Origin of the sequence: Mycobacteroides abscessus ATCC 19977, from assembly GCF_000069185.1 — a bacterium.
Lineage (GTDB): Bacteria > Actinomycetota > Actinomycetes > Mycobacteriales > Mycobacteriaceae > Mycobacterium > Mycobacterium abscessus.
Window position 1 is genome coordinate 3,125,051 of the sequence record NC_010397.1, and the last position, 23,382, is coordinate 3,148,432.

Below are 23,382 nucleotides of genomic sequence, written 5' to 3' on the forward strand. Positions count from 1 at the left end.
CAGTTGCACAGCAGCTGTCTTATGCAGTCTTATCCCGAAAATCATACACATACCGGTTAACTGAAACTGCTCTGCTGCGTGACACAGCTACCTTCTGAACCGACCCTTTCGCAGATCCGTAGATTCATCTATGGTTGTGACATGACCGAGAAGGTCTCGCGCGATGACTACTTCACTGCCGCTTTCGAACTACTCGCGGCCGGCGGCAAGTCCGCGCTGACCACGACCGCCGTCTGCCGCCGGATTGGTATGACGACCGGCTCGCTGTACCACCACTTCGGCAGTGGGGCCGCCTTTTATCGGGCAGTCATCGACTATTGGGAAAACGATGTCACCGTGGCACAACGCCGGCGTGTGGACGCCGTAGCCGACCCCCGGGAACGGCTCGCGACACTCGAACAGGCTGCCCGCGAAGCCGATCACGAGGTCGAGAAGGCAATCCGCTCCTGGGCCATGGCCGACAGGTATGTCGCCGCGGCGCAGCAGCGCGTCGACCAGGTGCGCCATGAGCACCTCACAAAGCACTACATCGAGGCGGGATTCACCCCAGCACGGGCCGATACTCTGGCGCGCATCGGTTTCAGCATCCTGGTCGGTGCCCAGCAATTCGGTACGCGCGTGGATCACAAGCGGCTCAACTCCGCGCTCGACGAGTATTCGGCCTGGGTCAATTCGTCGGTGTCGGCGGAGGTGACCACTTCCCACTGACCTTGGTGTACCGGGATATCAGCGCCAGGGCTTGGTCGGGAAAGAGCTCACGGGGAAATGCTTCACGCGTCCCGGGCCTGTCCGAGAACAGGATCCCCACCGCATGGTCGTTGACGACCACATTCTTGATGTCGGCGTAGTCGCGCAGAACCATCAGCCGCGTCGTCAGAAATGACTGTCCGAGTAGAGCATTCGGTGTCGGGCGCAGCGCCCAGAAGGTGAAGTCTGACGCGCCGAACTCGGCGCGCTGCACGGTCCCGGCCGGTATCGGCCGCATCGATTGCCGAGTGCGAGCGCGAATTCTCGACGTGATCAGTGCTGCTGCCGCCGCCACCACGACCAGGATGACAACACCGGCGGAGATTCCGACAAAAAAGAAGAAGAACGCGACGTACAAGAGCGCCAGCGCCAGCAGAATCCAGACGCCCCGCGACCGCCCGATCGTCTGGAGCGCACCCTTGGCAAGCCTGGCCCGGCCATCCTCAGTGAAAAATACCTCCGTCCGGATCGGCAATCCGCCGGGCGGCCCCTGATCGGTCATGTCCCTCCCCTAGCCCCTGTTGTCCCGCACAGCCTATCGACCCGGCTCCGTTTCGGTACGGTGGAATCGATCCACCCCCAACGACGAGAGGTGTTCCATGCCCACTGTGGTCGCGTTCCTGTATCCCCAGCCCGACAAGCGCGACGAGGTTCGTGCCGCCCTCCTGGAAACGATCCCTCTGGTTCACGATGAGCCCGGATGCAATCTCTACACCCTGCACGAGGCACAGGACCGATTCGTCTTCGTGGAGTCTTGGGCAAGCGGCGAGGCATTGGCCGAACACGGGAAGGCGCCCGCCGTCACCGCCATGTTCGGCAAGGTGGGTCCGCTGCTGAGCCAGCCACCGGAAATTGTTGTCGCCGAGGCTCTCCCGGCTGGTGATCCCGCCAAGGGCGACTTGGTGCACTGAGATGGGAAAACTGGACGGCAAGGTCGCGTTCATCACCGGCGCCGCCCGCGGTCAGGGGCGCGCCCACGCGATCAAACTGGCTTCCGAAGGAGCCAGCATCATCGCGGTCGACATCTGCGCACAGATCCCGTCGGTGGAATACCCGATGGCGACCACCGAGGATCTGGACCTCACCGTCAAAGAGGTCGACGCCCTGGGGCGCGCCATCTCGGCACACGAGACCGACGTGCGTGACCGGGAAGCCTTGCAGGCGGCGTTCGATGCCGGGGTGCACGATCTCGGGCCCGTCGACATCGTGGTCGCGAACGCCGGAATCGCCACTCTGACTCCCGAATGCGGAGACGACGGCTGGCGGGACGTCCTCGACGTGAACCTCACCGGCGTGTACCACACCATCGAGGTGGCGCGACCGTCCATGGTGCAACGCGGGGCCGGCGGTTCGATTGTGCTCACCAGCTCAGTGGCCGGACTGACCGGCATGGTGATGGACAACCCCGGAGGACTCGCCTACACCGCCGCCAAGCACGGACTCGTGGGCTTGATGCGCAGCTACGCGAATATGCTGGCCCCGCATAACATCCGGGTCAACACCATTCACCCGTCGGGTGTGGCGACGCCGATGCTGATCAATCCGGTCACCGAGAAGCTATTCGCAGATGGCTCGCCCGAAGGCATGTCCGACACCGGAAACGCCTTGCCCGTCGTCCTGATGGAGCCCGAGGATATGGCCAACACCGTGGCGTGGCTGGTGTCGGAGGACGCTCGGTACATCACCGGCGTCGCGCTTCCCGTCGACGCCGGATTCACCAACAGGCGGTAACGTGCCACAGTCGAATCCCGCCGCCCAGACCGCCTTTGGCCCGATGGCCATCACCGCCGTCGAACAGCATGAGCCTGCGGCGGCCCGGATCGTCGACGACGACCTTGCGGCCCACATCCTGCCCCGTGGCCTGCGGTGGTTCGTCCGCGCCACCGCTTGGGCACCACTTAGGCACTGGCTGATCAGGCTCACCGAACGCGGCGGGCAGGGCGCCTGGTCGCTCTTTGTGTGCCGCAAGCGGTACATCGATGATCAACTAGCCGCGTCGTCGATCGATGCCGTGGTAGATCTCGGAGCCGGCCTGGACACCCGAGGGTGCCGCGTGGCCCGCGCCGCGCCGACTCCGGTGTTCGAGGTCGATCAGGCGGTCAACATCGCCATCAAACAGCAGGCCGTCAAAAGAGCGCTGGGTGCGGTGCCAGCGTCGCTTCATCTTGTGCCGGTTGACTTCCAGCGCGACGAGCTGGCCGAGGAATTGCGGCGCGCGGGTCATGACACAGCCCACCGCACGTTCTTCATCTGGGAGGGGGTGACCCAGTACATTCCCGAGACCGCGGTGCGCGCCACCCTCGCCTACCTGGGCACTGCGGCCACGGGCAGCCGCCTGGCATTTACCTACGTACAACGCGACTTCATCGACGGTAGCAATCTGTACGGAAACTCAATGTTGTACAAGCGTTTTAGGGTGCGCAGTCAGGTATGGATGTTCGGCCTGACGCCAGGTACGGTGGGGCCCCTACTCGCCGAATACGGCTGGCAGGTCCTGGAGGATGTCAGTGGTCCGGAGTATCAGCGGCGCTACCTGATACCGGCCGGACGTACGCTCTCGACCACCGAGCTGGAACGGACCGTGCTCGCCGAGAAGATCTAGTCGACGGTGAGCACAGTCGGCACGATCATCGGCTGCCGGCGATAGGTCTCGCCGACCCACTTGCCCACCACCCGCCGCACGGACTGGGCAATGCGGCCGGTATCGTTCACCGACTGTTCGGCAAGTGAATTCAGTTCCGTGATCACCAGTTCGGTCACCGGATCCAGCGCCTTCGCGTCGTCGGAGAATCCGCGAGAGAACAGCTGTGGCCGGCCCACCGGGCGTCCATTGCTACGCACCACCACAGTGACGGCCACAAACCCGCCGTTGCCCAAGACCAGACGCTCGCCAACCGTGGCGTCGGAGACATCGCCGTCGACGAGGCCGTGCACGAACATCTTGCCCACCGGTACCCGGCCAGAGATGCGTGCGCGCTCGTTGTGCAGGTCCACGCTGACCCCGTTCTCCGCCAATACGATGCGGCCTTCCTCCACACCGGTCTTGGCCGCGAGCCCGGCGTTGGCGCGCAGGTGCCGCCAGGTGCCGTGCACCGGCATCACGTTGCGCGGTCGCACCGCGTTGTAGAGGTACAGCAGCTCGCCTGCGTACGCATGTCCGGAAACGTGAACCCGCGCGTGGGTGTTGGTCACTACCCGAGTGCCTACCTTGGCCAGGGAGTCGATGATGCCGTAGACCGCTTCTTCATTCCCGGGCACCAGCGACGACGAGAGGATGACCAAATCGTCAGGGGTCAGCGTGATCTGGCGGTGATCACCACGCGCCATCCGCGACAGTGCGGCCATCGGTTCGCCCTGGGTGCCGGTGGTTATCAGTACAACCCGTTGCGGTGCAAGCTCATTCGCGGCCTCGACATTTATGAGGTCACGATCGTCAACCTCCAGGAAGCCGAGCTCACGGGCAATGCCCATGTTGCGCACCATCGACCGGCCCACGAGTGCCACCCGGCGGCCGTGAGCCACCGAGGCGTCGATGATCTGTTGTACCCGAGCCACATTGCTGGCGAAGCAGGCCACGATCACCCGTCCGCGCGCGGTTTCGATAAGCCGGTTGAGAGTCGGGGCGATCTCGCTCTCCGACGGCCCCACACCGGGAACCTCGGAGTTGGTGGAGTCCACAAGGAAAAGATCCACGCCCCTATCCCCCAGACCGGACAGCCCGGGCAAGTCCGTCGGACGCCGGTCCGGAGGCAGCGGATCGAGCTTGATATCGCCGGTGTGCAGGATGGTTCCGGCCTCGGTGTGCACGGCGATGGCCAGCGCATCGGGTATCGAGTGGTTGACCGCGAAGTATTCGCATTCAAACGGCCCGTGGGTGGACCGCTCGCCCTCGGTGACCCTGATAAACCGCGGCGTGATGCGGTGCTCCCGGCACTTGGCCTCGACCAGCGCGAGGGTGAACGCGGAGCCGACGACCGGGATGTCCGGACGCATCTTCAGCAGGAACGGAATGGCCCCGATGTGGTCCTCATGCGCATGGGTGAGCACCAGCGCCTCGACGTCCTCGAGGCGGTCCTCGATGTGGCGGATATCGGGCAGGATCAGGTCCACACCCGGTTCGTTGTGGCCGGGGAACAGCACTCCGCAGTCGATGATCAGTAGGCGTCCACGGAGCTCGAAAACCGTCATATTGCGCCCGATCTCGCTGATACCGCCGAGCGCTGTCACGCGCAATGCACCATCAGCGAGCGGTCCGGGCGCCCGCAGGTCCTCGGGTGGGGTAACTGCCACCTACAGCACCCCGGCGGCACGCATATCGGCGGCCAGTCCCTCGATCTGCTCCGGGCTGGGCGGAACATTGGGCAGGCGTGGATCGCCAACCTCGATGCCCTGCAACCGGAGTCCGGCCTTGACGGCGCCCACCGCGCCCAGGCGCCGACACGCCTCGGTGATGGGTGCGACCTGCGCGTTCAGCTTGCGCGCGGTCTCAACATCGCCCGCGTTGTACGCGGCCAGCAACTCACGCAGTGGCCCAGCGACGAAATGCGAGATGACACTGACGAACCCGACCGCACCCACCGACAGCCACGGCAGATTCAGCGGGTCATCTCCCGAGTAGTAGACCAGGTCGGTGCCCGCGATGATCTGAGCACCACCATGCAGATCACCCTTGGCGTCCTTGACGGCCACGATGTTCGGATGTGCGGCCAGTTCACGGATGATGTGGAAGTCGATCGGGACAACCGAACGTGGCGGAATGTCGTACAGGATCACGGGCACGTTCACCGCATCCGCGACCGCGGTGAAATGTGCCAGCAGCCCCGCCTGCGAGGGCCGCGAGTAGTAAGGGGTGACGACCAGGAGTCCGTGTGCTCCGGCAGCCTCGCACTCACGGGACAGCTTGATGCTGTGGGCGGTGTCATAGGTGCCGGACCCGGCGATGATGCGTGCGCGATCTCCCACCGCCGCCACCACCTCGCGCAGCAGGGTCAGCTTCTCGGCGTCGGAGGTTACGGGAGACTCTCCGGTGGTGCCGGAGAGGACAAGGCCATCGCATCCGGCGTCGACCAAATGCGCGGCAAGCCGCACCGCGGTATCGACGTCAAGGGCGCCTTCGGCATCGAAAGGAGTCACCATCGCGGTGAGCACGGTGCCGAGCCGCGCCACTGTTCCACCTGCTGTCACGGCATGAGAATACCCGCCCCAACCAAGCGGTTAATCCCTACCGGCTGTGTTGTATCCCTCGGTTGTATCCCTCGGTTGTATCCCTCGGTTCTACCCCTCGTAGACCAATGGGGAGATCGCGACCTCCGTGCCGTCGGCCAGGGTCGCGATATCGAAATCTCCGAAGATGGACGGAGCCAGGTCGGCGAGCTGGCGCAGACAGGCAATGGCGAGCCGACGAATCTCCACGTCGGCGTGTTCGCTGGCCCTCATCGCGATGAAGTGTCGCCAGGCCCGGTAGTTCCCGGTGACGACGATCCTGGTCTCCGTAGCGTTGGGCAGCACGGACCGGGCGGCCTGGCGTGCCTGCTTGCGCCGCAGCACCGCGTTGGGAACGTCGGCCAGTGTGGATTCCAATTTCTCCAGCAGCTCGACATACGCCGCGCGGCTGGCATCTGTGGCCTTACGCACCAGCGCGACGAGTTCCGGGTCGTCCTCGACAGCGGGGGGCAGCACGACGTTCGAGTCGTCCTCCGGGACGAATCGCTGGGAGAGCTGCGAGTACGAGAAGTGGCGATGCCGGATCAACTCGTGAGTACAGGACCGCGAGATACCGGTGATGTAGAAGGTCGCCGACGCATGCTCGAGCACCGACAGGTGCCCGACCTCGATGACATGGCGCAGGTAACTCTCGTTGGTGGCGGTGCGCGGGTTCGGCTTGGACCAGCTCTGGTAGCAGGCACGGCCGGCGAACTCGACGAGCGCCGGTCCACCGTCGGCATCGGTGCTCCAGTCGATATCCGGAGGTGCGATGAAGTCGGTCTTCGCTATCAGCTGCACGCGCAGCGGCACGATCTCTGCCACGCGCAACACCCTACGTGTACCGTCGCCGTCCCCACGAACATGCTGAAATGTGCGCCAAAACGGGCGAAATCCGCAATTTTGCGCATGCTCGCGGTGTTTCGCGCCCCGCTTGCACGCCCTACCATCGGCCCCGTGAGTTCCTGGACCCTTGGACCCGAGAACGGAACCCTGACGCTGCACACCGGTGTCACCGGCGCGGCGGCGCGGATGGGGCATCGGCTGACCATCGTCATGGACGCCTGGACCATCTCAGTCGACGGACCCGATGACCAGCCGTCGGCCGTCAGCCTCGTGGTGGACGTCGACTCGTTGCGGGTAGAAAGCGGTGAGGGCGGTCTGACACCGCTTACCGGGCCCGAGAAAACGATCGTGCGGTCGAACGCATTGAAGACACTCAATGCCCAGCGATTTCCCACCATCGAGTTCCATGCCGAGCAGATCGGCAAGACAGCGGCCGGCTATGTCATGCGTGGAGCGCTGACCATTCACGGTGCGACCCGGGCTGTGGACATCGAGCTGTCGGTCGCCGCGGACGGTGCTCTGAGTCTCAGCACCGACGTCTCGCAGCGGGCATACGGCATCAAGCCGTTCTCCATGGCGATGGGATCGCTGAAGGTCGCCGATGCGGTCACGGTGTCGTTCGAAGGACGGCGCCCAGGGGCCTGACCAGGTCTCCGCGCTCACCTACCGCCACACGCTCCAGGCCCAGCCAGGACGCCATGCTCACCAGTTGCTCGGCCAGCGGTCCGGCGATGCCGACAGGGTCTCGGCCCTCTTCGGCAAAGGCTCCGACGACATTGAGCGTGCCGGCCGCGCGATCGGCCTTGAGGTCGACCCTGCCCACCAGTTGCCCATCGAGCAGGAAAGGCCACACGTAGTAGCCGTACTGCCGTTTGGCCGCGGGTGTGTAGATCTCGATGCGGTAGTGGAAATCGAAAAGCCGCTCGACGCGCGGACGAAAAAAGATCAGCGGATCAAAGGGGCACAGCAGTGCCGTCCCCTGGTCGGCTCGCGGAATCGTCCGTCCGGCAGCCAGATATGCCGGTGCACCCCACCCGTCGACGGACACTCTCTCGACCTCGCCCGCGTCGGCGAGCACAGCGAGTGCGGGTTTGATCTGTCCGGCCGAGAGCCGGAAATAGTCACGGATATCGGCCTCGGTCCCCACCCCCAGCGCACCGACCGCACGGCGGGCCAGCTCCAGTACTGCCTCCTCGTCGGATACCTCGCGCTGGTAGATTTCGGCGGGAATCACCTTGTGCGCCAGTTGGTAATGCCGCGAAAAGCCGACCCGCTTATCGGTGGTCAGCTCGCCCGAGGAAAACAGGGCTTCGGCGATCCACTTGGTTTCGCTGCGATCCCACCATGGGCCCTTGCGTCCTGGCGCCTCACGTTCCAGGTAGGCCTCGATCTGCCCGGCCGTGCACGGCCCCAATTCGGCGACGGCGGCCAACACCTCGTCGACGAGCCCCGGATTCTCCTCGACGAACTTTCGCGCCCACCGCCCATGGCGGTACTCGCGCATACGCCAGCGCATCAACGGCCAATCCTGAATCGACATCAGGGCCGCTTCGTGCGCCCAGTATTCGATGAGTAGCCGCGGCGTGCGCGCGCTGTGGCTCCACGCGGCGTCGTCGAGCAGCGCGCGGTCATAGGGCCCAAGCCTGCTGAACACGGGCGCGTAGTGCGCACGCACAGCCACCGATACCGAATCCAGTTGCAGTACCTGAATTCTGGAAATGAGCTTGCGCAGATGTGCACGGGTAACGGCCGTCGCGGAGGTGTCTGTGAAACCCTGCGCCGCGATCGCGATGCGCCGCGCCTGGGCCACGGTCAAGGCCGACCGGCTCACCGGGCTCCCACAAGACGGGACAACCAGCCGGAGTCGGACGGATCGATCATCTCCCCCGAATTGTCGATGACGCCGGGCACACCGCCCAGGCCGTGGTCGGTGAGCTGCTGCTCATTGCCCGCGGTCCGCTGGCGGTCGACTTCGTTGACTTGCAGAGAGGAGATTTCACGCAGCACCTCGCCCGTCACCCCTGCCCCGGCGGCGATCTCGCTGATTTGCAGGTTCGTCAGATTTCCCACACCTTCGACCGGCTGCCTCCGGAACATCTCGCCGATGAAGCCCAGGATCACCGCGTCGGTGGCGCCGGCTTTATCGATCAGGAACAACGCGGCCGCCGCCCGTGACGAGTAGTCGCCGCTTGCCGAGATCCGGTCCAAAAAGCTCACCGGCCGATAGGTCACCTGCAACCGGCCCTCGGTGACGTACGTGGTGATGTCCTCACCGTATTGGGCCTCGAACCGTTGGCAGAACGGGCACTGGAAATCGAGAAACACAGTGATTCCGGCGGCCACGTCGCCCGCGCCGCCCACCGTCACACCTGCCCCCTGGCTGTTCCCCCAGCCCGCCGCTTCCACGGGTGCCGACGCCGTTCCCTCCACGGTGCGCGCACAGCCGGTCAGAACGAGCAGCACTATCGCCGCAAGCAGCAGCACCTTGGGCACCCCTGCCGCACCCGGGGCACTCACCCGTCGACTTTCCGATAACTCAGGAATTGATAGCGCAAGCCGGACTCGCTTGTCTGCCAGTCATTTTCCTCGACAACCCAGCCTTCTCCGAGTTCCGGAGCAAGCGCGTCACCCGGCACGTCGGCCTCCACCACCGTCACTTCGCAGCGTTGTGCCAACGGCAGAAACAGCCGATAGATCTCTCCGCCGCCGATGACCCAGGGCGCCTCGTCGGAAGCCGCCAGGGCCGCGTCCGCGCAGCCGACGGCCAATGCCCCGTCGGGCTCGAACAGGGCATCCCTGGTCAGCACGATATTGGGCCGACCCGGCAAAGGACGGACACTACCGGGCAGCGACTCCCAGGTCTTGCGCCCCATGATCACTGTGTGCCCCATGGTGATTCGCTTGAAACGTGCCTGGTCTTCGGGTAGCCGCCAGGGAATGGCACCGTCCGCGCCGATGACGCCGGCTCGGGTTTGCGCCCAGATCAGCCCGATGGTTCCCGTCATACCGCGACCGGCGCCTTGATGGCGGCGTGATGCTGGTAGTTCTCGACGGTGATGTCCTCGTATCGGTAGTCGAATATCGAATCACGCTGCGCCAGAACAAGCGTGGGATAGGGGTAGGGGTCGCGGCTGAGCTGTTCGGTGACCTGCTCCACATGGTTGTCATAGATATGGCAGTCCCCACCGGTCCACACAAAGTCTCCGACTCCCAGGCCCGCCTGTGCCGCCATCATGTGGGTGAGCAGTGCGTAGCTGGCGATGTTGAACGGGACCCCGAGGAATAGATCGGCGCTGCGTTGATACAGCTGGCAACTCAGCTTGCCGTCGGCCACATAGAACTGGAAGAAGGCGTGGCAGGGCGGCAGCGCCATCTGCGGGATTTCGCCGACATTCCATGCCGAAACGATGTTCCGGCGCGAATCCGGATTGGTACGCAGCAGATCCAGTGCGGCGCTGATCTGGTCGATGTGCTCACCAGACGGGGTGGGCCAGGCGCGCCACTGCACGCCGTACACGGGGCCCAGTTCGCCGGCCTCCGACGCCCACTCGTCCCAGATGGTGACCCCGCGCTCCTGGAGCCAGCGGACATTGGATTCACCGCGCAAGAACCACAGCAGCTCATAGATCACCGACTTCAGGTGGACCTTCTTGGTGGTGATCAGCGGGAAGCCGTCCTCCAGGCGATAACGCAGCTGGTGTCCGAAGACACTGCGGGTGCCGGTGCCGGTGCGATCCGCCTTCGGCGTGCCCTCTTCGAGCACGAGACGCAATAGATCCTCGTAGGGAGTGGGAAGAGACACGCAGCTAGTTTACGTCGCGGCCATGACGATCCCGAGGTCCCCGACGCCCACAGCGCGCCCCCGCGCCCTGCGTTCTACGGTTCTGCGAGCGCCTCCACTCCCGCGACGATCCCGGCACGCAACGCCTCGGCCTGCTCCCCCGTCAGCGCCCCCGCGGCGAATTTACAGACGACGGTGAACTCCGCGCCGATGGAATAGACCTCATAACGCGATGCCTGCGGCGCCGGCGGACCGCTCGACGGTGTGCGCGGCGTGGTCAGCTGAGCGTCGAAATCCTCCAGGGTCAGACCCGCAGGCAAGGGCGGAAGGGGCAAAACGCCAGGATTGGTGATCCGGATGAAAGGCCCCCAATTGCCGGTGAGCGCCGTGCCCCCAATGTGATTCACGCTTTGCACAAGGAAGCCACTGGCGATGTCGTCGTTGATCTGGGCTGCCACAGCGGCGCCGACGCGCAGTGGATCATCATTCGCGCGCACCGGGACTTGGCTGCGGGCGATCATGATGCCGTTGGCGATCTCTCCGAGTTCGGCGGGTGGTGTCAGGTGCCTGCGATAGTCCACGAGCGATTCGAAACCCAGATTCACCGGTTCGTCGTCGCCGATGCGGAACAAGGCACGTTCGGCAAGCGCGATCACGCCCGTGACGAGAGTGTTCAGGGTGGTGTCCCGTCGCCGCGCCGACGCGCGCAGCGAGGCAGACAACTCCGGATCGAAGCGTTGTTTCCAGCCCAGCACCATCTGCGGCGACGTCGAGTTGTCCTGTTGCCTGCCTGCCCAGGACGTTGGGCCGAACCACGGCTTCTCCGGCAGGGCGGCCCGGTGCAGGCCCCGCTTGGCCAGTGCGGCCTCTGGAGCCATAGGGATCGGCTGACGCCGCGGCCGCGGGATCGTGCCAGACGTCACGATCTCGGTGTACAGCTCCCACAATTCGTGGAAATACGAATAACTCAGGCGCGCATCGGCAATCGAGTGGTCCACCCCCACGGCGACGGCGCTGCCGGAGTCCCCTGGATAGACCAGAATCGCGTATGTGCCGTCGTCCAGCGACAGCACCGGCAGCGCCGCAACATCCCGAAGGCGCTCGTACCGCACAGATACGACCGTGTCGCGGACCTGCTCGGTGGTGACCCGGAAAAGCCGCCCGACGGGGTCAACCCGCGCCGCGAGGTAGGGATGATTACCTTGCATGACCGCGCCGGCGGCGCTCAAGGCGGCGATATCGAGATCACCCCGCAGCCGCGCGACATACCAAATGGTCGTGTACTTGCGCAGGTGATTTAATTCTGACTCTGCCGCCGAAAGCATCCGCTCAATACCGACGGTCTCTTTTACACGCGCAGTGGCACTCACGGGCGAATTCCAATTCATGTGGGCTGAACAGGCGATATTTAGCCTATGCCCTTTATATGGATATGCGAGACACCCAGCGACTCCACACCATTAATAACACGTTATTTTTGGCGCCCGATTTAACAGACTACGCCGGATATGACAGATTGAATTTAGCCAACCGAATTTCACCAGGGATGGCTAGGAAGACCCCGGGGACCGGTGACGCAATCGCCCCGCCGCCCCGTACAGGCCCCGCGATACCGTGCGCACGGCATAGAACCCCGCGATCAAGGTCAACGCAAGCATCACCAGGAACATGACCAGCCAATTGCTCCGGGTGTGTTCGATGTTCCACCAGATCACGGTGAACAGAACAGCCCCGACGAACACGAGGATGTCCCGCCAGCCACCGCCGTAGGACAAGGCCGCCTCACGCAGCGAGCGGCCACGATCATTGCTTGCGACGAGATCGTCGATGCGCTGATCGACCATGCGTCGCACCGCCGCGCGACGCTCTGCCTGTTCCTCAGGAATGCGATCGAGTAGATCGAAGTCCTTGGAGATCAGCTCCCGGATGTCGGGGGGTTTGAGGTTCCCGGCTACCGCACCCAGCAGCGCGCCACCGGCGATGGGCGCTGCCCCCAGGGCAAGTTCGGCCAGTGCTGGCATGGCTGTCTCCTCATCGCATCAAGATCGCCGCGAGCGTGCCGCCAAGGTTATAGGCCTGCTCGCGTGTTGAGGCGTCGATCGGCCCAACCACCTCCAGCACGTCCGCCGCTTTCTCCAGCGCCAGGCCGGTCACGATCTTGTCCACCGCTGCCGCCGCGCCCACGGTGTCGTTGTTGCCATGCACCCACACGCCGTAGGGCCGTGCGGCCACATGATCGAGGCTCGGGTAGTAGACGGTGTCGAAGAAGTGCTTGAGGGCGCCGGACATGTAGCCAAAATTGGCGGTGGTGCCGAACAGATAACCGTCGGCATCCAGCATGTCCGGGATCGTCGCGGCAAGAGCAGGCCGGATCACCACCTCCACCCCGGAAATCTCCGGGTCGTTGGCGCCCTCCAGTACGGCTTCCAATAGTTCGCGGGTGGCCGGCGACGGAGTGTGATGCACCACCAGCAGGCGACTCATCTCGCGGCGTCCTGCTGCATCTGTACCGCGGTGCGCATGGTGTCCCGGGCGCGGCCCCGGTCTCCCGCGTAGTCGTAGGCGCGAGCCAAGCGGTACCACCCCACCCAGTCGTCGGGTTCCGCTTCGACCTCGGCCTTCACGGTCGCGAAGAGCGCATCGGCATCCTCGCGGTTGACCCGCCCGGACGGCGTGGTGCGTAGCGCACTCACATCCAGTTCACGGCCCTGCTGGGCGGCCAGCGCGGCGAGGCGCTGATGCGCGAAACCCGCACGCAGCGTGGCGATCATGGCCCACAAACCGATGAACGGCAGGATCAGAACCCCGACCCCCATGCCGATCGCAGCGGCCTTCCCGGTCTGCACGAGGGCGATACCCATCTTTCCCAGGATCAGGAAGTACACCACCATCGCCACACACATGAAGGCGATGAGGATCTTGACCCTGGCCGCGGCGGACACTACAGCTCCAGCAGGGGCTCGATGCCGATCGTGAGGCCGGGTCGCTTCGCGATATCACGCACGGCCAGCAGCACCCCCGGCGCAAAGGAGCTCCGATCGATGCTGTCGTGCCGGATGGTCAACGTCTCACCGGTTGTCCCGAACAGCACCTCTTGGTGCGCGACGAGTCCGGAGACGCGTACCGCATGCACCCGCACCCCGTCGACGTCGGCGCCGCGCGCTCCCTCGAGCCCGGTGCTGGTGGCATCCGGGCTGGGTGGCAATCCCCGGCGGGCCTCGGCGATGAGTCGCGCTGTGCGCGTGGCCGTTCCGGAGGGTGCGTCCGCCTTGTTCGGGTGATGCAACTCGATAATCTCTACCGATTCAAAGAATCGGGCCGCCTGCTGAGCGAACTTCATGGACAACACCGCGCCGATCGCGAAGTTGGGGGCAATCAGCACACCCGTTCCGGGGCTGTCCGCCAGCCAGGAGCGCACCTGGTCCAATCGCTCGTCGGTGAAGCCGGTGGTGCCAACGACGGCATGGATGCCCTTACCGATCAAGAACTTCAGGTTGTCCATGACGACATCGGGATGGGTGAAGTCGATGACCACGCTGGCCGCGGTGAGCGCCTCCAGTGAGTCGTTCTTATCGACGGCGGCCACCAGGTCCAGATCGGCCGCGGAATCGACCGCCTGACACATGGCCTGGCCGACCTTGCCCTGTGCTCCCAGCACTCCGGTCGCGATGTTAGTCACGCCGGTCACCCTAATCCTCCGCACCGCGATGGCCGAGAGGACGTCCGCCCAACGCCCGGCGCTCCGCGACACGGCCGACATGCCCGGGAATCGCGTCGTTGCCCGTCGGCGCAAGTTCACCAGGGTGCTACTCGATATTCATACGAGCTACACGATTTCCCGCGGATCCTGTCGGCCGCTCAATTTGCCAGAAAACCATGTCAACTCCTGGTTGAGCCTGTTTTTGGCGGCGCAAGCGCGTGTGACCGCACCGGACGGAGCAACATGCTGTGATGGCAGTCACGGTTCTGGCAACCATTTGCCAACGTCGGGCGAAGCTCTCAGGTTCCTCTCAGAAACATGTCTCTAGCTGCGGTACGGCCAATTTCAGGCATCCACTGGTACTCTGGTGCGCATGTCGGGCCGCAAGCGATACGCGCGCGTGGGGGGCTTCGTTATCGCCTTCCTCGCGGCCGTGTGCTTCCTTGGACCCGCCGCACATGGGCAGATGTTTGGGTGGCGAGCTGCAGTCGTCGGAACTTCGCCAGCAACGAGCCTGTTGCCTGAAGAAATCCACGAGCACGTCAAGAGCTCGGTCAATTCAGCGGTCACCCGGATCCGTCAGCAACCCACGTCGATACCGGTTCCGTTCGCGCTCGTCTTGACCTCACTGTTGGGCGCCAGCCTGTTGGCACTGCTGGCCGCACGGGGCTTCGTCTTCTCCCGAGCGCCCGACAATCTGGGACGACAACGCCTTATCACCATCGGGATAGATCGACGCTGAGTCGTCGCCGTGACGGCAACGACGCCGTCATACGCGTCTCCTTCACTCACACTCATCTATCCACAAAGTCGCGCGTGCGCATCTAGCCGCGATTGCAGCGACTCTTCATCCCGATAGGGCTTACTTCCATGACGACTTCTGTCACCGAGCAGACCGCCAAGCCGTCGCTACTGCAGAATCTGCGGCACGACCTCCCGGCCTCTCTCGTCGTATTCCTCGTCGCACTGCCACTTTCGCTGGGCATCGCGATCGCCTCCGGTGCCCCGCTGATGGCGGGACTCATCGCGGCCGTGGTCGGTGGCATCGTCGCCGGCGCAATCGGCGGATCACCACTTCAGGTCAGCGGCCCGGCCGCCGGCCTCACTGTGGTGGTCGCCGAAATCATCAACAAGTTCGGCTGGCAGATGGCCTGCCTGATCACCATTGGTGCGGGCCTGCTGCAAATCCTGTTCGGACTCAGCCGCATCGCACGTGCCGCACTGGCCATCGCGCCCGTGGTGGTCCACGCCATGCTGGCCGGCATCGGTGTGACCATCGCGCTGCAACAGATCCATGTCCTGATGGGCGGCTCCTCGCAGAGTTCCGCCTGGCAGAACCTCAAGGCGCTGCCCCAGGGTGTCATCAATCACCACCTGCCCGACGTCATCATCGGCGTGATGGTGATCGCGATCCTGCTGCTGTGGCCCAAGCTGCCACCGAAGATCCGCATGGTGCCCGGCGCCTTGGTAGCCATCGTCACCGCTACCGCCTTCGCGGTGCTGACCAACTCTCCCGCGGAGCGAATCAGCTTGGCGGGCGACTTCTTTGACGCAATCAGCTTCCCCACACTGATCGGCCCCGCCGACGGTGACTGGGCGGGAGTTCTTCTGGGTGTGCTGACGGTCGCACTTATCGCCAGCGTCGAATCCCTGCTGTCCGCCGTTGCCGTGGACAAGCTCCACACCGGCCCCCGGACCAACTTCGATCGCGAGATGATCGGTCAGGGCAGCGCCAACGTAATGTCCGGCTTCCTCGGTGGCCTGCCGATCACCGGTGTGATCGTCCGCAGCTCTACCAACGTCGCCGCCGGCGCCAAGACCCGGGCCTCGGCGATCCTGCACGGCATCTGGGTGCTGTTGTTCGCCTCGCTGTTCAGCAGCTTGGTGCAGCTCATCCCCAAGGCCGCGCTGGCCGGTCTGCTGATCGTCATCGGCATCCAGCTGGTGAAGTTGGCTCATATGAAACTCGCTTGGCGCACCGGCGATCTGGCGGTCTACGCCATCACCATGGTCTGCGTCGTGTTCCTGAATCTGCTGGAAGGCGTGGGCATCGGCCTGCTGGTCGCCATCGGCATCCTGGTGGGCCGCGTCATGCGGGCACATATGGATGCCCGGCCGTTCGGCACCGAGGGATCGCGACAGTGGCATGTCGAACTCGACGGCACACTGAGCTTCCTGTCGCTGCCCCGGCTCACCAAGACGCTCAGCACCGTTCCCCCGGGGGCGCACGTCACGCTGGCCATCAACGCCGACTATGTCGATCACGCCATCTCGGAAGCCATCTCCGACTGGAAGCGCGCCCATGAAGCGGGAGGCGGCACCGTGATGATCGTCGAGTCCTCGCATGCAAAGCTGCATCACGCGCACACCACCCGCCCGAAGCGCCATTTCGTTTCGCGTGCTGTCGGTTTGGTGCCGTGGCGGTCGTGGCGCCGGGAGCAGAACGGCGAAGCGGGTGCCTCGATCATCGATGGCATCAATGAGTACAACAGCCGTGGCTCGGGTGCGCTGCGACCTCATGTCACCGAATTGGCCGACTACCAGGATCCCGACGCACTCTTCCTCACCTGCGGTGATTCGCGCATCCTGCCCAATGTCATCACGGCAAGTGGCCCCGGCGACCTGTTCACGATCCGCAATGTGGGCAACGTGGTGCCCACCGATCCCGCCGATGGCTCGGTGGACGCCTCGCTGGACTTCGCGGTGAACCAGCTGAACGTGAGTTCTGTTGTGGTGTGCGGACACTCGTCATGCGGAGCCATGAAAGCGCTGCTGTCCGAGTCGACCGACACGCCGACCACCCCGGTGGGACGCTGGCTGGACTACGCCCGCGACAGCCTCATCGCGTTTCAGGAACACCACCCCGCGCGGGCAAGCGCGGAGGCCCACGGGTTCAACGAGGTCGACCAGCTCGGTGTCGTGAATGTGGCAATCCAGGTGGAGCGGCTCGTCCACCACCCAATCCTGGCCGGGGCCGTGGTGTCCGGGCGGGTGCGTGTGGTCGGCACCTTCTTCAACATCGCCGAAGCACATGTGTACGAGGTGGACGAGAACGGGATCGTCGGGCAGGACGGCAACTCCGACGGAGTTCTGGAGGACCCCGCACCCGCCATCAGCTGATCGGCGCTCTACAGGGGCGCTCCCCCACGTAGATGCTCGAAGATCAACGACGTCTGTGTGCCCGCGACATCGGGCAGCGCGTTGAGTTTCTCAACGACGAAGGACCGCAGGTCCTCGGTGTCGCGGGCCGCGACGTGCAGGATGTAATCATCCGCGCCCGCAAGGAAGTACACGTCGATCACTTGTGGCAACTCACGTATGTCACGGATGAAGGTGCGGATCTTGCCACGCGCATTGGCCTGCAGGCTGACCGAGATCATCGCCTGTAGCGGCCTACCAATGGCGGCGGGGTCCACGTCGGTGAAGAATCCACGGATCACACCGGTCTCTTGCAGGCGCCGGACCCGTCCATGACATGTGGAGGCCGCGATCCCCACGGCCTCAGCCAACACACTGTTGGGTATACGTGCGTCGTTGTGCAGTTCCAGCAGGATGCGGCGGTCCACGTCATCGAGCTCCACGCGCCGAACATCATTCGGCGCGGGAGGCATGTCGAACCGCGATTCCGGTGATTTTGCGACCATTTTTGCAATCTACCGAATCTTCCACGGAAATATTGCGCGTTTATCGACGCTTCTTCACACTTGAACGCGGGACTTAGTTTTGAAACAGGAGAAGAAGAATCATGCGCGTAGGCATCCCTACCGAGATCAAGAACAACGAATATCGCGTGGCCACCACACCCGCGGGTGTGGCCGAACTGACCCGTCGCGGGCACGAGGTGATCATTCAGTCGGGCGCGGGTGACGGCTCCTCGATATCGGATGTGGACTTCAAAGCCGCTGGCGCACAGGTGATCAACGGCGCCGAACAGGTTTGGGCCGAGGCCGATCTGCTACTCAAGGTCAAGGAACCGATCGAGCCCGAATACGCCCTCATGCGTCGTGGCCAGACGCTCTTCACCTACCTGCACCTGGCCGCCTCGCTGCCGTGCACGCAGGCGTTACTGAAGTCAGAAACCACCTCGATCGCGTACGAGACAGTGCAGACCTCCGACGGTGCGCTCCCCCTACTGGCCCCTATGAGTGAGGTCGCCGGACGGTTGGCCGCACAGGTCGGGGCGTACCACCTGATGACCCCCGTGGGGGGACGCGGCCTGGTCATGGGTGGTGTGCCTGGAGTCGGCCCGGCCGACGTGGTCGTGATCGGTGGTGGCGTCGCCGGATACAACGCGGCACGCATCGCCGCCGGAATGGGTGCTCACGTCACCGTTTTCGACGTCAACTTGGGCAAGCTGCGGGAGCTGGACGGAGAGTTCGGCGGCACTATCCGTACCCGGTACTCGTCGACCATGGAGCTGGAAGGCGCCGTCAAACGCGCCGACCTGGTGATCGGAGCCGTGCTCATCCCGGGCGCCAAGGCTCCTAAACTCATTTCGAATTCCCTTGTTTCTCAAATGAAACCGGGTTCAGTGCTCGTGGACATCGCCATCGATCAGGGGGGCTGCTTCGCCGATTCACGCCCCACCACTCATGACGAACCGACCTACACCGTCCACGACAGCGTGTTCTACTGCGTGGCCAATATGCCCGGCGCGGTGCCACGGACCTCCACCTTTGCCCTGACCAACGCCACCATGCCGTACGTGCTGGCACTGGCAGACAAGGGCTGGCGCCAGGCCTGCCGCGACGACGCCGCGCTCGCCCAGGGACTCTCCACACATGAGGGCGCGCTACTGAACACGCATGTCGCACACGACCTGGGGCTGGCCTTCACCGATCCTGCCGAGGTCCTCGGGTAGCTATTCGTAGATCACGACGGCAATCACGCTGTCATCGGTGATCTAGACAGCGGTCTGCGCGGTGAGGTCATTGGTCCACGTGGGCGTTTTGATCTTCTTGCGGTACGGGACTTTGTCGTTGAACTTGTTCACCGCGCGCCCCACCTTATGGAGCGGATGGTCGAAGTCAGTGAAGTACGTGCTGTTGACGATCGGGTAACGCAGCACCCGGAAGATCGGCAGCCTGCGCGCATTGCTGCTCTTCCGGCCACCCGATTCCGCGTAGCGATCGAACGCGCGCTGGATCAAGATCGTGTCGATACCCATGTTGCGCATGGCGTCACCCACCCGGGTGAGGAAGCCTGCGAACCGGATAACATGGGGGTTTGCCAACCCGACGGCACGGACGATGGTCACCGGCTTGAGCAGCGGCGCCACATCCTCCACCAGCATTCTGGAGAACTTACGGGTGCCCAACATATCCATAACCGCGAATCCGATTGCCAGATGCCGTGATTCGTCGGAGTTGATCTTGGCGAACACCTCGTGGAACAGCGGATCCTCGACCTCGCCCGACAGGAATTTCAGCACCGCGCCATCGAGGCCCACCTCGAAGAACGGGATGACGGTGGCCATGTAGACGAACGGGAGCCGCCGGTCACCGAGGTTGTCGAATCCACGAAGTGCCTGCAGTAATGCCTTGATGTCCCCGGACTGAGGCGGGATCTCACCCTCGGCCAGCATGCCCCACCGGCGCATCAGTGCGATTTCGGCGTTGGCATGCCGCTGCTCTTCGGCATGGAAGTAGCTATAGATCTCTCTGAGCGTGTCGTTGGGCGCGGTGATGCCCAGCGTGCCCATCATCCGTCCGCCAATGTGCTCAATCCACACCAGGTCCGACATGAACTGCTTGAGATCGTCGAACTGCTCGGGGTTGATGGTGTCAGCCCCCGGCTTGTCCCAGTCGAAGTCCGCCAGTGTCCACTGCCTGGCTTTGATCTTGCCGAGGACGTTCTCAAAGAATTCGTCGTTCTTGGCGATGTCCTTGGTGTTGTCTCTGGTCAGCTCATCTGGGAGCACGGCGGTCATTGGGCTACCCCTAACTTCGCGGAATTGATGGAATCGAGTTCCTGCTGGGTGAGAATCTTGTAATCGGCGGCATCGACGTCGGCCAACGCACGCCGGAATTCGGTTGTCGTACCTGGGAAGAGCTCACTGGCCACGGTGTCCTCTGGCTTGTACCAGCGGAACGCGCCATCGCGCCATGTGGTCCGATCGAGTCTTTGCGCCGCACGTGCCTGCTCACGCTCGAGGGCCTCCCGACGCACCTCGATCGAGACAAATGCCAACGAATCGATCAACGCCAAAGAAGCTGTCACATAGTCAATTTGCGCTTCGACATGCGCAAGACCAGCCAAGGCGTTGGTCCCGGACCCGGGTCCGGCGAGCAAGAACAGATTGGGGAATCCGGGCACATTCACGCCGCGGAATGCCGTGGGCTGGGTGCCCCAGTGCTCGCCCAGCGTGGAGCCGTCCACCCCCTTGATCGGGAACGGCTCCTCGATGAGTACCTCCGGGGCATCGAGCGCGAAGACCAGGCAGTCGGCCTTATGTGTCATCGCGTCGGCAGATCGAACCCCAATGGCGCTCACTCCCGTGACGGGCCAGGGCACCAGCTTGCAATTGTCTTGCTGTATCGCCGAATAGAAGTCGTCGGAAAACAGAATCCGGCGACTGCCCGCGCGATATGCCGGCAGCAGGTTACGGCGCAACCACGGGTCCTTCACATTGCGGTTGAGGTGGTTCTCGGCGACCGCCTCGACAAGCCGGGTGCCGACCCCACGCCACACCAGACCCCGACGCAGCGCTTCATGTGAACGGCTCGCCACCCGTCCCGCCAGCGATCCCGAGGCCCGGGACACCAGCCGCCCGACCGCACCCGGAGCTTCGGCACCCCAGCGGGGCAGCACCCAATCAGGGGCGCGCTGAAAGACCCGGACTCGCGCGGCCTTCTTGACCAGCTCGGGCACCACGTGCACGGTGCTGGCGCCGGCCGCGATCACCGCGACATTGCGGCCGGCGAAATCGAAACTCGGATCCCAATCCGCCGTGCTCAGGATCGGACCCTCGAACTGCTCGATACCGGCGAGTTCCGGTGGCTCCGAAAGTGTTCCAGCACCGACAGCAAGAATCACCCGTCGCGCGGATACCGATTTCTTGCCCGCCACGGTGATGCGCCAGGCGGCCTTACCTTGTTCGAAGGACAACCCGGTGACCCGATTTCGCAAGCGCAGCGCGGGCTCAAGGCCGTATCGCGCGATGAGATCTCGCTGATAGGACAAGACACCCTCGCGCGTCGCCCAGAGCGTGCGCGACGACGTGCTGGGCGAAAACGAGTACGACTGCTGGACAGCTAACTCGTCGCCGGCGACGGAAGAGAAGGTGCTACGCCGCCAGTAACCGCCGATTTCCGGGGCTTGCTCGAGGATCAGCAGGTCCTGGACCCGGGCCTGACGCAATCTCGCAGCCATGCCCAACCCGGCTATGCCGGCTCCGATGATCGCAACGTCAACGGGGTTATTGACTGCCATCTGCGCGCTTACCATCCTCATCTTCGTTGACGAAAGACTGACTTACGTCAACGGTAGCAGGCCGCGGGCCCACTACGACAAGGGCCGGTTCAGTCACGCTTCCTATCAATAGTGATCTGCATCACAGCACTACCGGATGATCTGGTCTTCGAGTATGGCCTGGTAACGGCGCATTCCCGCGATCCATCTGTCGTAATCGGCGCCCTTCTGGCGATACATGTCGAGCACCTGGGGATGCGGCAAGACCAAGAACTTCTCATCCCGGATCGCATCGAGTGCCATGGCAGCCACCACCGCCGGTTCGAGCACGTCACCCGCCGCTGTTATAGAGGTACCCGCCACACGCACGTCCGGGTCATCGGATTCGGTGAGGCCGTCCAAGAGTGCCGTCTTGACCCCCATCGGACACAGGCAACTCACTCCGACCCCCTGACCGCCGTAGGTGATCGAGAGCCACTCGGCAAAGCCGACCGCGGCATGTTTGGTCACCGAATACGCGGGTGAACCGATCTGGGTGAGCAGTCCGGCCGCTGATGCCACCGACAGGAAATAGCCACGGCCGCGCTCTACCCATCCGGGCACCAGCAGCGTGGCCGCGCGGATATGCGCCCGAAGGTTCACATCGATGGTGAGGTCCCATGCCGCCTCGCCGATACCGAGCCCGAGGCCGCCGGCGATACCGGCGTTGGCCGCGTAGAGATCGACGGGACCAAATTCCTTCTCCGCCAAAGCAATAAGATCCTCGATATCGGAGACCGCGCTGGCATCGGCTCGCTGACCGACGATGCCGTCTCGAGCCGCGGCGGTGCGCCCCACGGCATCGGCGTCGATATCTGACGCCACCACGGTGGCTCCGGCATCCACAAGCCCCCAGGCAAGGGCCTGTCCGATTCCCGAACCGGCTCCGGTGACGATGGCGACGCTGCCGTTGATATCCATACCCGGACCTTATTGGATGGCCGCGAAGACCCCCACGGCGGCGGCCGCGACCGCGAAAACACCGGCAAGGACGCGGGCCGTGCGCCGCGGAGACTGGGTGAAACGCTCCCAGGTGACCGCGACCGTCAACGGCACCATCCACACAATATGCGCGGTCGGAGCAAGGGCCATCGCCAGCATGACGGCCCAACACGATCTGACGCATGCCCATCCACCGAACGCACCAAACCGTATGGCGCCCTGGGCCGCAGGCCAACCGGTGGGTGGCAGCGGGCGTGACGCGTGACAGTCACCGAGGGCCCGGCGTTTGAGCGGGGTCAACTGCCAGAGCGCGGCGACAACGAGAGCCCCGGTGAACAGCCACCAAGGCGACGGGCCCACCGCAGCCGATTGCGCCAGCGCGACGACGACACCGATCACTGTCCAAACTGCGAGCCAGACTGCCCCATAGAGAACTACGGCCCCGCCGCGGCGCCCCCGGGGCGTGGTCTGCTCGATGTACCGCACCGACGGCAGGGTGGCCGGTCCCATCATGGCGACGGTCATGACAATCCAGGCGATGATCGCGATCCACAGCACCGGTTGATGTGTGACCGGCGTGGGCATCGGGGCCATACCCGCGTGCTGCATTCCATGCATGCTGTGCTCGCCGGCAGGCGCCTGTGAGTGAGCGCCCGCATGTTGCGGAAGCAACGCGAAAGCCAACCACGACAACAAAATTACCGCGGCCACGATC

At 64.1% G+C, this 23,382-nt stretch carries 26 protein-coding genes; 8 read left to right on the forward strand and 18 right to left on the reverse strand.

Going from position 1 to position 23,382, the window contains the following annotated elements:
* Nucleotides 1–141 precede the first annotated feature (141 nt).
* On the forward strand, nucleotides 142–708 hold the full coding sequence (locus MAB_RS15610) for a TetR/AcrR family transcriptional regulator (protein ID WP_005111568.1): 567 nt from the start codon (nucleotides 142–144) through the stop codon (nucleotides 706–708).
* Here the strand turns inward: MAB_RS15610 and MAB_RS15615 are convergent.
* Nucleotides 668–1,249, reverse strand: a complete 582-nt coding sequence (locus tag MAB_RS15615; protein ID WP_005111571.1) for a hypothetical protein — start codon at nucleotides 1,247–1,249, stop codon at nucleotides 668–670. The two genes, MAB_RS15610 and MAB_RS15615, sit on opposite strands and share 41 nt — an antisense overlap.
* Before the next feature lie 97 nt (nucleotides 1,250–1,346).
* Here MAB_RS15615 and MAB_RS15620 point away from each other — a divergent pair, with 97 nt between their 5' ends.
* From MAB_RS15620 to MAB_RS15630, 3 genes are read left to right on the forward strand one after another with little or no spacing between them, the layout of a single operon-like run.
* Nucleotides 1,347–1,658, forward strand: coding sequence for a putative quinol monooxygenase (locus MAB_RS15620; RefSeq protein WP_005076607.1), 312 nt, complete (start codon nucleotides 1,347–1,349; stop codon nucleotides 1,656–1,658).
* Between the two features lies 1 nt (nucleotide 1,659).
* Entirely contained in the window at nucleotides 1,660–2,478 is an 819-nt protein-coding gene (locus MAB_RS15625) for a mycofactocin-coupled SDR family oxidoreductase (protein WP_005081811.1), read from the forward strand.
* Between the two features lies 1 nt (nucleotide 2,479).
* On the forward strand, nucleotides 2,480–3,349 hold the full coding sequence (locus tag MAB_RS15630) for an SAM-dependent methyltransferase (RefSeq protein WP_005111575.1): 870 nt from the start codon (nucleotides 2,480–2,482) through the stop codon (nucleotides 3,347–3,349).
* Here MAB_RS15630 and MAB_RS15635 read toward each other — a convergent pair.
* The 3 genes from MAB_RS15635 to thyX all read right to left on the reverse strand — a co-directional run bounded on the left by MAB_RS15635 (nucleotide 3,346) and on the right by thyX (nucleotide 6,774).
* Nucleotides 3,346–5,037, reverse strand: a complete 1,692-nt coding sequence (locus MAB_RS15635; protein ID WP_005111577.1) for a ribonuclease J — start codon at nucleotides 5,035–5,037, stop codon at nucleotides 3,346–3,348. The genes MAB_RS15630 and MAB_RS15635 overlap by 4 nt on opposite strands.
* Nucleotides 5,038–5,913: a 4-hydroxy-tetrahydrodipicolinate synthase gene (gene dapA / locus MAB_RS15640; RefSeq protein ID WP_005081807.1), complete on the reverse strand. Its 876-nt coding sequence runs from the start codon at nucleotides 5,911–5,913 to the stop codon at nucleotides 5,038–5,040.
* Between the two features lie 108 nt (nucleotides 5,914–6,021).
* Complete coding sequence (gene thyX / locus MAB_RS15645; RefSeq protein WP_005057143.1) at nucleotides 6,022–6,774, reverse strand: FAD-dependent thymidylate synthase; 753 nt, start codon at nucleotides 6,772–6,774, stop codon at nucleotides 6,022–6,024.
* Nucleotides 6,775–6,906: 132 nt separating this feature from the next.
* Between thyX and MAB_RS15650 the strand changes: the two genes are divergently transcribed.
* Nucleotides 6,907–7,440, forward strand: coding sequence for a YceI family protein (locus MAB_RS15650; protein ID WP_005111582.1), 534 nt, complete (start codon nucleotides 6,907–6,909; stop codon nucleotides 7,438–7,440).
* Here the strand turns inward: MAB_RS15650 and MAB_RS15655 are convergent.
* The 9 genes from MAB_RS15655 to dapB all read right to left on the reverse strand — a co-directional run bounded on the left by MAB_RS15655 (nucleotide 7,403) and on the right by dapB (nucleotide 14,255).
* Nucleotides 7,403–8,626, reverse strand: a complete 1,224-nt coding sequence (locus MAB_RS15655) for a winged helix-turn-helix domain-containing protein (protein WP_012296635.1) — start codon at nucleotides 8,624–8,626, stop codon at nucleotides 7,403–7,405. The genes MAB_RS15650 and MAB_RS15655 overlap by 38 nt on opposite strands.
* Complete coding sequence (locus MAB_RS15660; protein WP_005090334.1) at nucleotides 8,623–9,312, reverse strand: DsbA family protein; 690 nt, start codon at nucleotides 9,310–9,312, stop codon at nucleotides 8,623–8,625. The genes MAB_RS15655 and MAB_RS15660 overlap by 4 nt, the downstream gene beginning before the upstream one ends.
* Nucleotides 9,309–9,800 carry a dihydrofolate reductase gene (locus MAB_RS15665; protein WP_005057139.1) on the reverse strand — a complete coding sequence of 164 codons (492 nt, stop codon included), beginning with the start codon at nucleotides 9,798–9,800 and terminating at the stop codon, nucleotides 9,309–9,311. The genes MAB_RS15660 and MAB_RS15665 overlap by 4 nt, the downstream gene beginning before the upstream one ends.
* A complete protein-coding gene (locus tag MAB_RS15670) occupies nucleotides 9,797–10,597 on the reverse strand; it encodes a thymidylate synthase (protein WP_005057138.1) in 801 nt (266 codons plus the stop codon). The genes MAB_RS15665 and MAB_RS15670 overlap by 4 nt, the downstream gene beginning before the upstream one ends.
* A gap of 74 nt (nucleotides 10,598–10,671) precedes the next feature.
* Nucleotides 10,672–11,946 (reverse strand): phthiocerol/phthiodiolone dimycocerosyl transferase family protein, encoded by a 1,275-nt coding sequence (locus MAB_RS15675; protein ID WP_005093781.1) that lies wholly within the window; start codon nucleotides 11,944–11,946, stop codon nucleotides 10,672–10,674.
* A 180-nt stretch (nucleotides 11,947–12,126) separates the two neighbouring features.
* Nucleotides 12,127–12,597 carry a hypothetical protein gene (locus MAB_RS15680; RefSeq protein ID WP_005093783.1) on the reverse strand — a complete coding sequence of 157 codons (471 nt, stop codon included), beginning with the start codon at nucleotides 12,595–12,597 and terminating at the stop codon, nucleotides 12,127–12,129.
* Between the two features lie 10 nt (nucleotides 12,598–12,607).
* The gene (locus tag MAB_RS15685; RefSeq protein ID WP_005069385.1) at nucleotides 12,608–13,060 is read right to left on the reverse strand and encodes a flavodoxin family protein; all 453 of its coding nucleotides are present in this window, start codon (nucleotides 13,058–13,060) and stop codon (nucleotides 12,608–12,610) included.
* Nucleotides 13,057–13,518, reverse strand: a complete 462-nt coding sequence (locus MAB_RS15690; protein ID WP_005090337.1) for a hypothetical protein — start codon at nucleotides 13,516–13,518, stop codon at nucleotides 13,057–13,059. Before MAB_RS15690 ends, MAB_RS15685 begins: the two co-directional genes overlap by 4 nt.
* Nucleotides 13,518–14,255, reverse strand: coding sequence for a 4-hydroxy-tetrahydrodipicolinate reductase (dapB, locus tag MAB_RS15695; RefSeq protein WP_005081787.1), 738 nt, complete (start codon nucleotides 14,253–14,255; stop codon nucleotides 13,518–13,520). The genes MAB_RS15690 and dapB overlap by 1 nt, the downstream gene beginning before the upstream one ends.
* 487 nt (nucleotides 14,256–14,742) lie before the next feature.
* Between dapB and MAB_RS15700 the strand changes: the two genes are divergently transcribed.
* Entirely contained in the window at nucleotides 14,743–15,018 is a 276-nt protein-coding gene (locus MAB_RS15700) for a hypothetical protein (RefSeq protein ID WP_005100559.1), read from the forward strand.
* Between the two features lie 128 nt (nucleotides 15,019–15,146).
* Nucleotides 15,147–17,396 carry a SulP family inorganic anion transporter gene (locus tag MAB_RS15705; RefSeq protein ID WP_005057131.1) on the forward strand — a complete coding sequence of 750 codons (2,250 nt, stop codon included), beginning with the start codon at nucleotides 15,147–15,149 and terminating at the stop codon, nucleotides 17,394–17,396.
* An 8-nt stretch (nucleotides 17,397–17,404) separates the two neighbouring features.
* Here MAB_RS15705 and aldR read toward each other — a convergent pair whose 3' ends face one another.
* Complete coding sequence (gene aldR / locus MAB_RS15710) at nucleotides 17,405–17,920, reverse strand: HTH-type transcriptional regulator AldR (RefSeq protein ID WP_005081784.1); 516 nt, start codon at nucleotides 17,918–17,920, stop codon at nucleotides 17,405–17,407.
* 101 nt (nucleotides 17,921–18,021) lie between these two features.
* Here aldR and ald point away from each other — a divergent pair, with 101 nt between their 5' ends.
* Nucleotides 18,022–19,137, forward strand: a complete 1,116-nt coding sequence (gene ald, locus MAB_RS15715) for an alanine dehydrogenase (RefSeq protein WP_005081781.1) — start codon at nucleotides 18,022–18,024, stop codon at nucleotides 19,135–19,137.
* A 42-nt stretch (nucleotides 19,138–19,179) separates the two neighbouring features.
* On the opposite strand, the gene MAB_RS15720 is transcribed toward ald, so the two are convergent.
* The 4 genes from MAB_RS15720 to MAB_RS15735 all read right to left on the reverse strand — a co-directional run bounded on the left by MAB_RS15720 (nucleotide 19,180) and on the right by MAB_RS15735 (nucleotide 23,378).
* Complete coding sequence (locus MAB_RS15720) at nucleotides 19,180–20,205, reverse strand: hypothetical protein (RefSeq protein WP_005057128.1); 1,026 nt, start codon at nucleotides 20,203–20,205, stop codon at nucleotides 19,180–19,182.
* On the reverse strand, nucleotides 20,202–21,722 hold the full coding sequence (locus MAB_RS15725) for a flavin-containing monooxygenase (protein WP_005111591.1): 1,521 nt from the start codon (nucleotides 21,720–21,722) through the stop codon (nucleotides 20,202–20,204). Before MAB_RS15725 ends, MAB_RS15720 begins: the two co-directional genes overlap by 4 nt.
* A 114-nt stretch (nucleotides 21,723–21,836) precedes the next feature.
* On the reverse strand, nucleotides 21,837–22,646 hold the full coding sequence (locus tag MAB_RS15730) for an SDR family oxidoreductase (protein ID WP_005111593.1): 810 nt from the start codon (nucleotides 22,644–22,646) through the stop codon (nucleotides 21,837–21,839).
* A gap of 9 nt (nucleotides 22,647–22,655) precedes the next feature.
* On the reverse strand, nucleotides 22,656–23,378 hold the full coding sequence (locus MAB_RS15735) for a DUF2182 domain-containing protein (RefSeq protein WP_005081773.1): 723 nt from the start codon (nucleotides 23,376–23,378) through the stop codon (nucleotides 22,656–22,658).
* Nucleotides 23,379–23,382 lie beyond the last annotated feature (4 nt).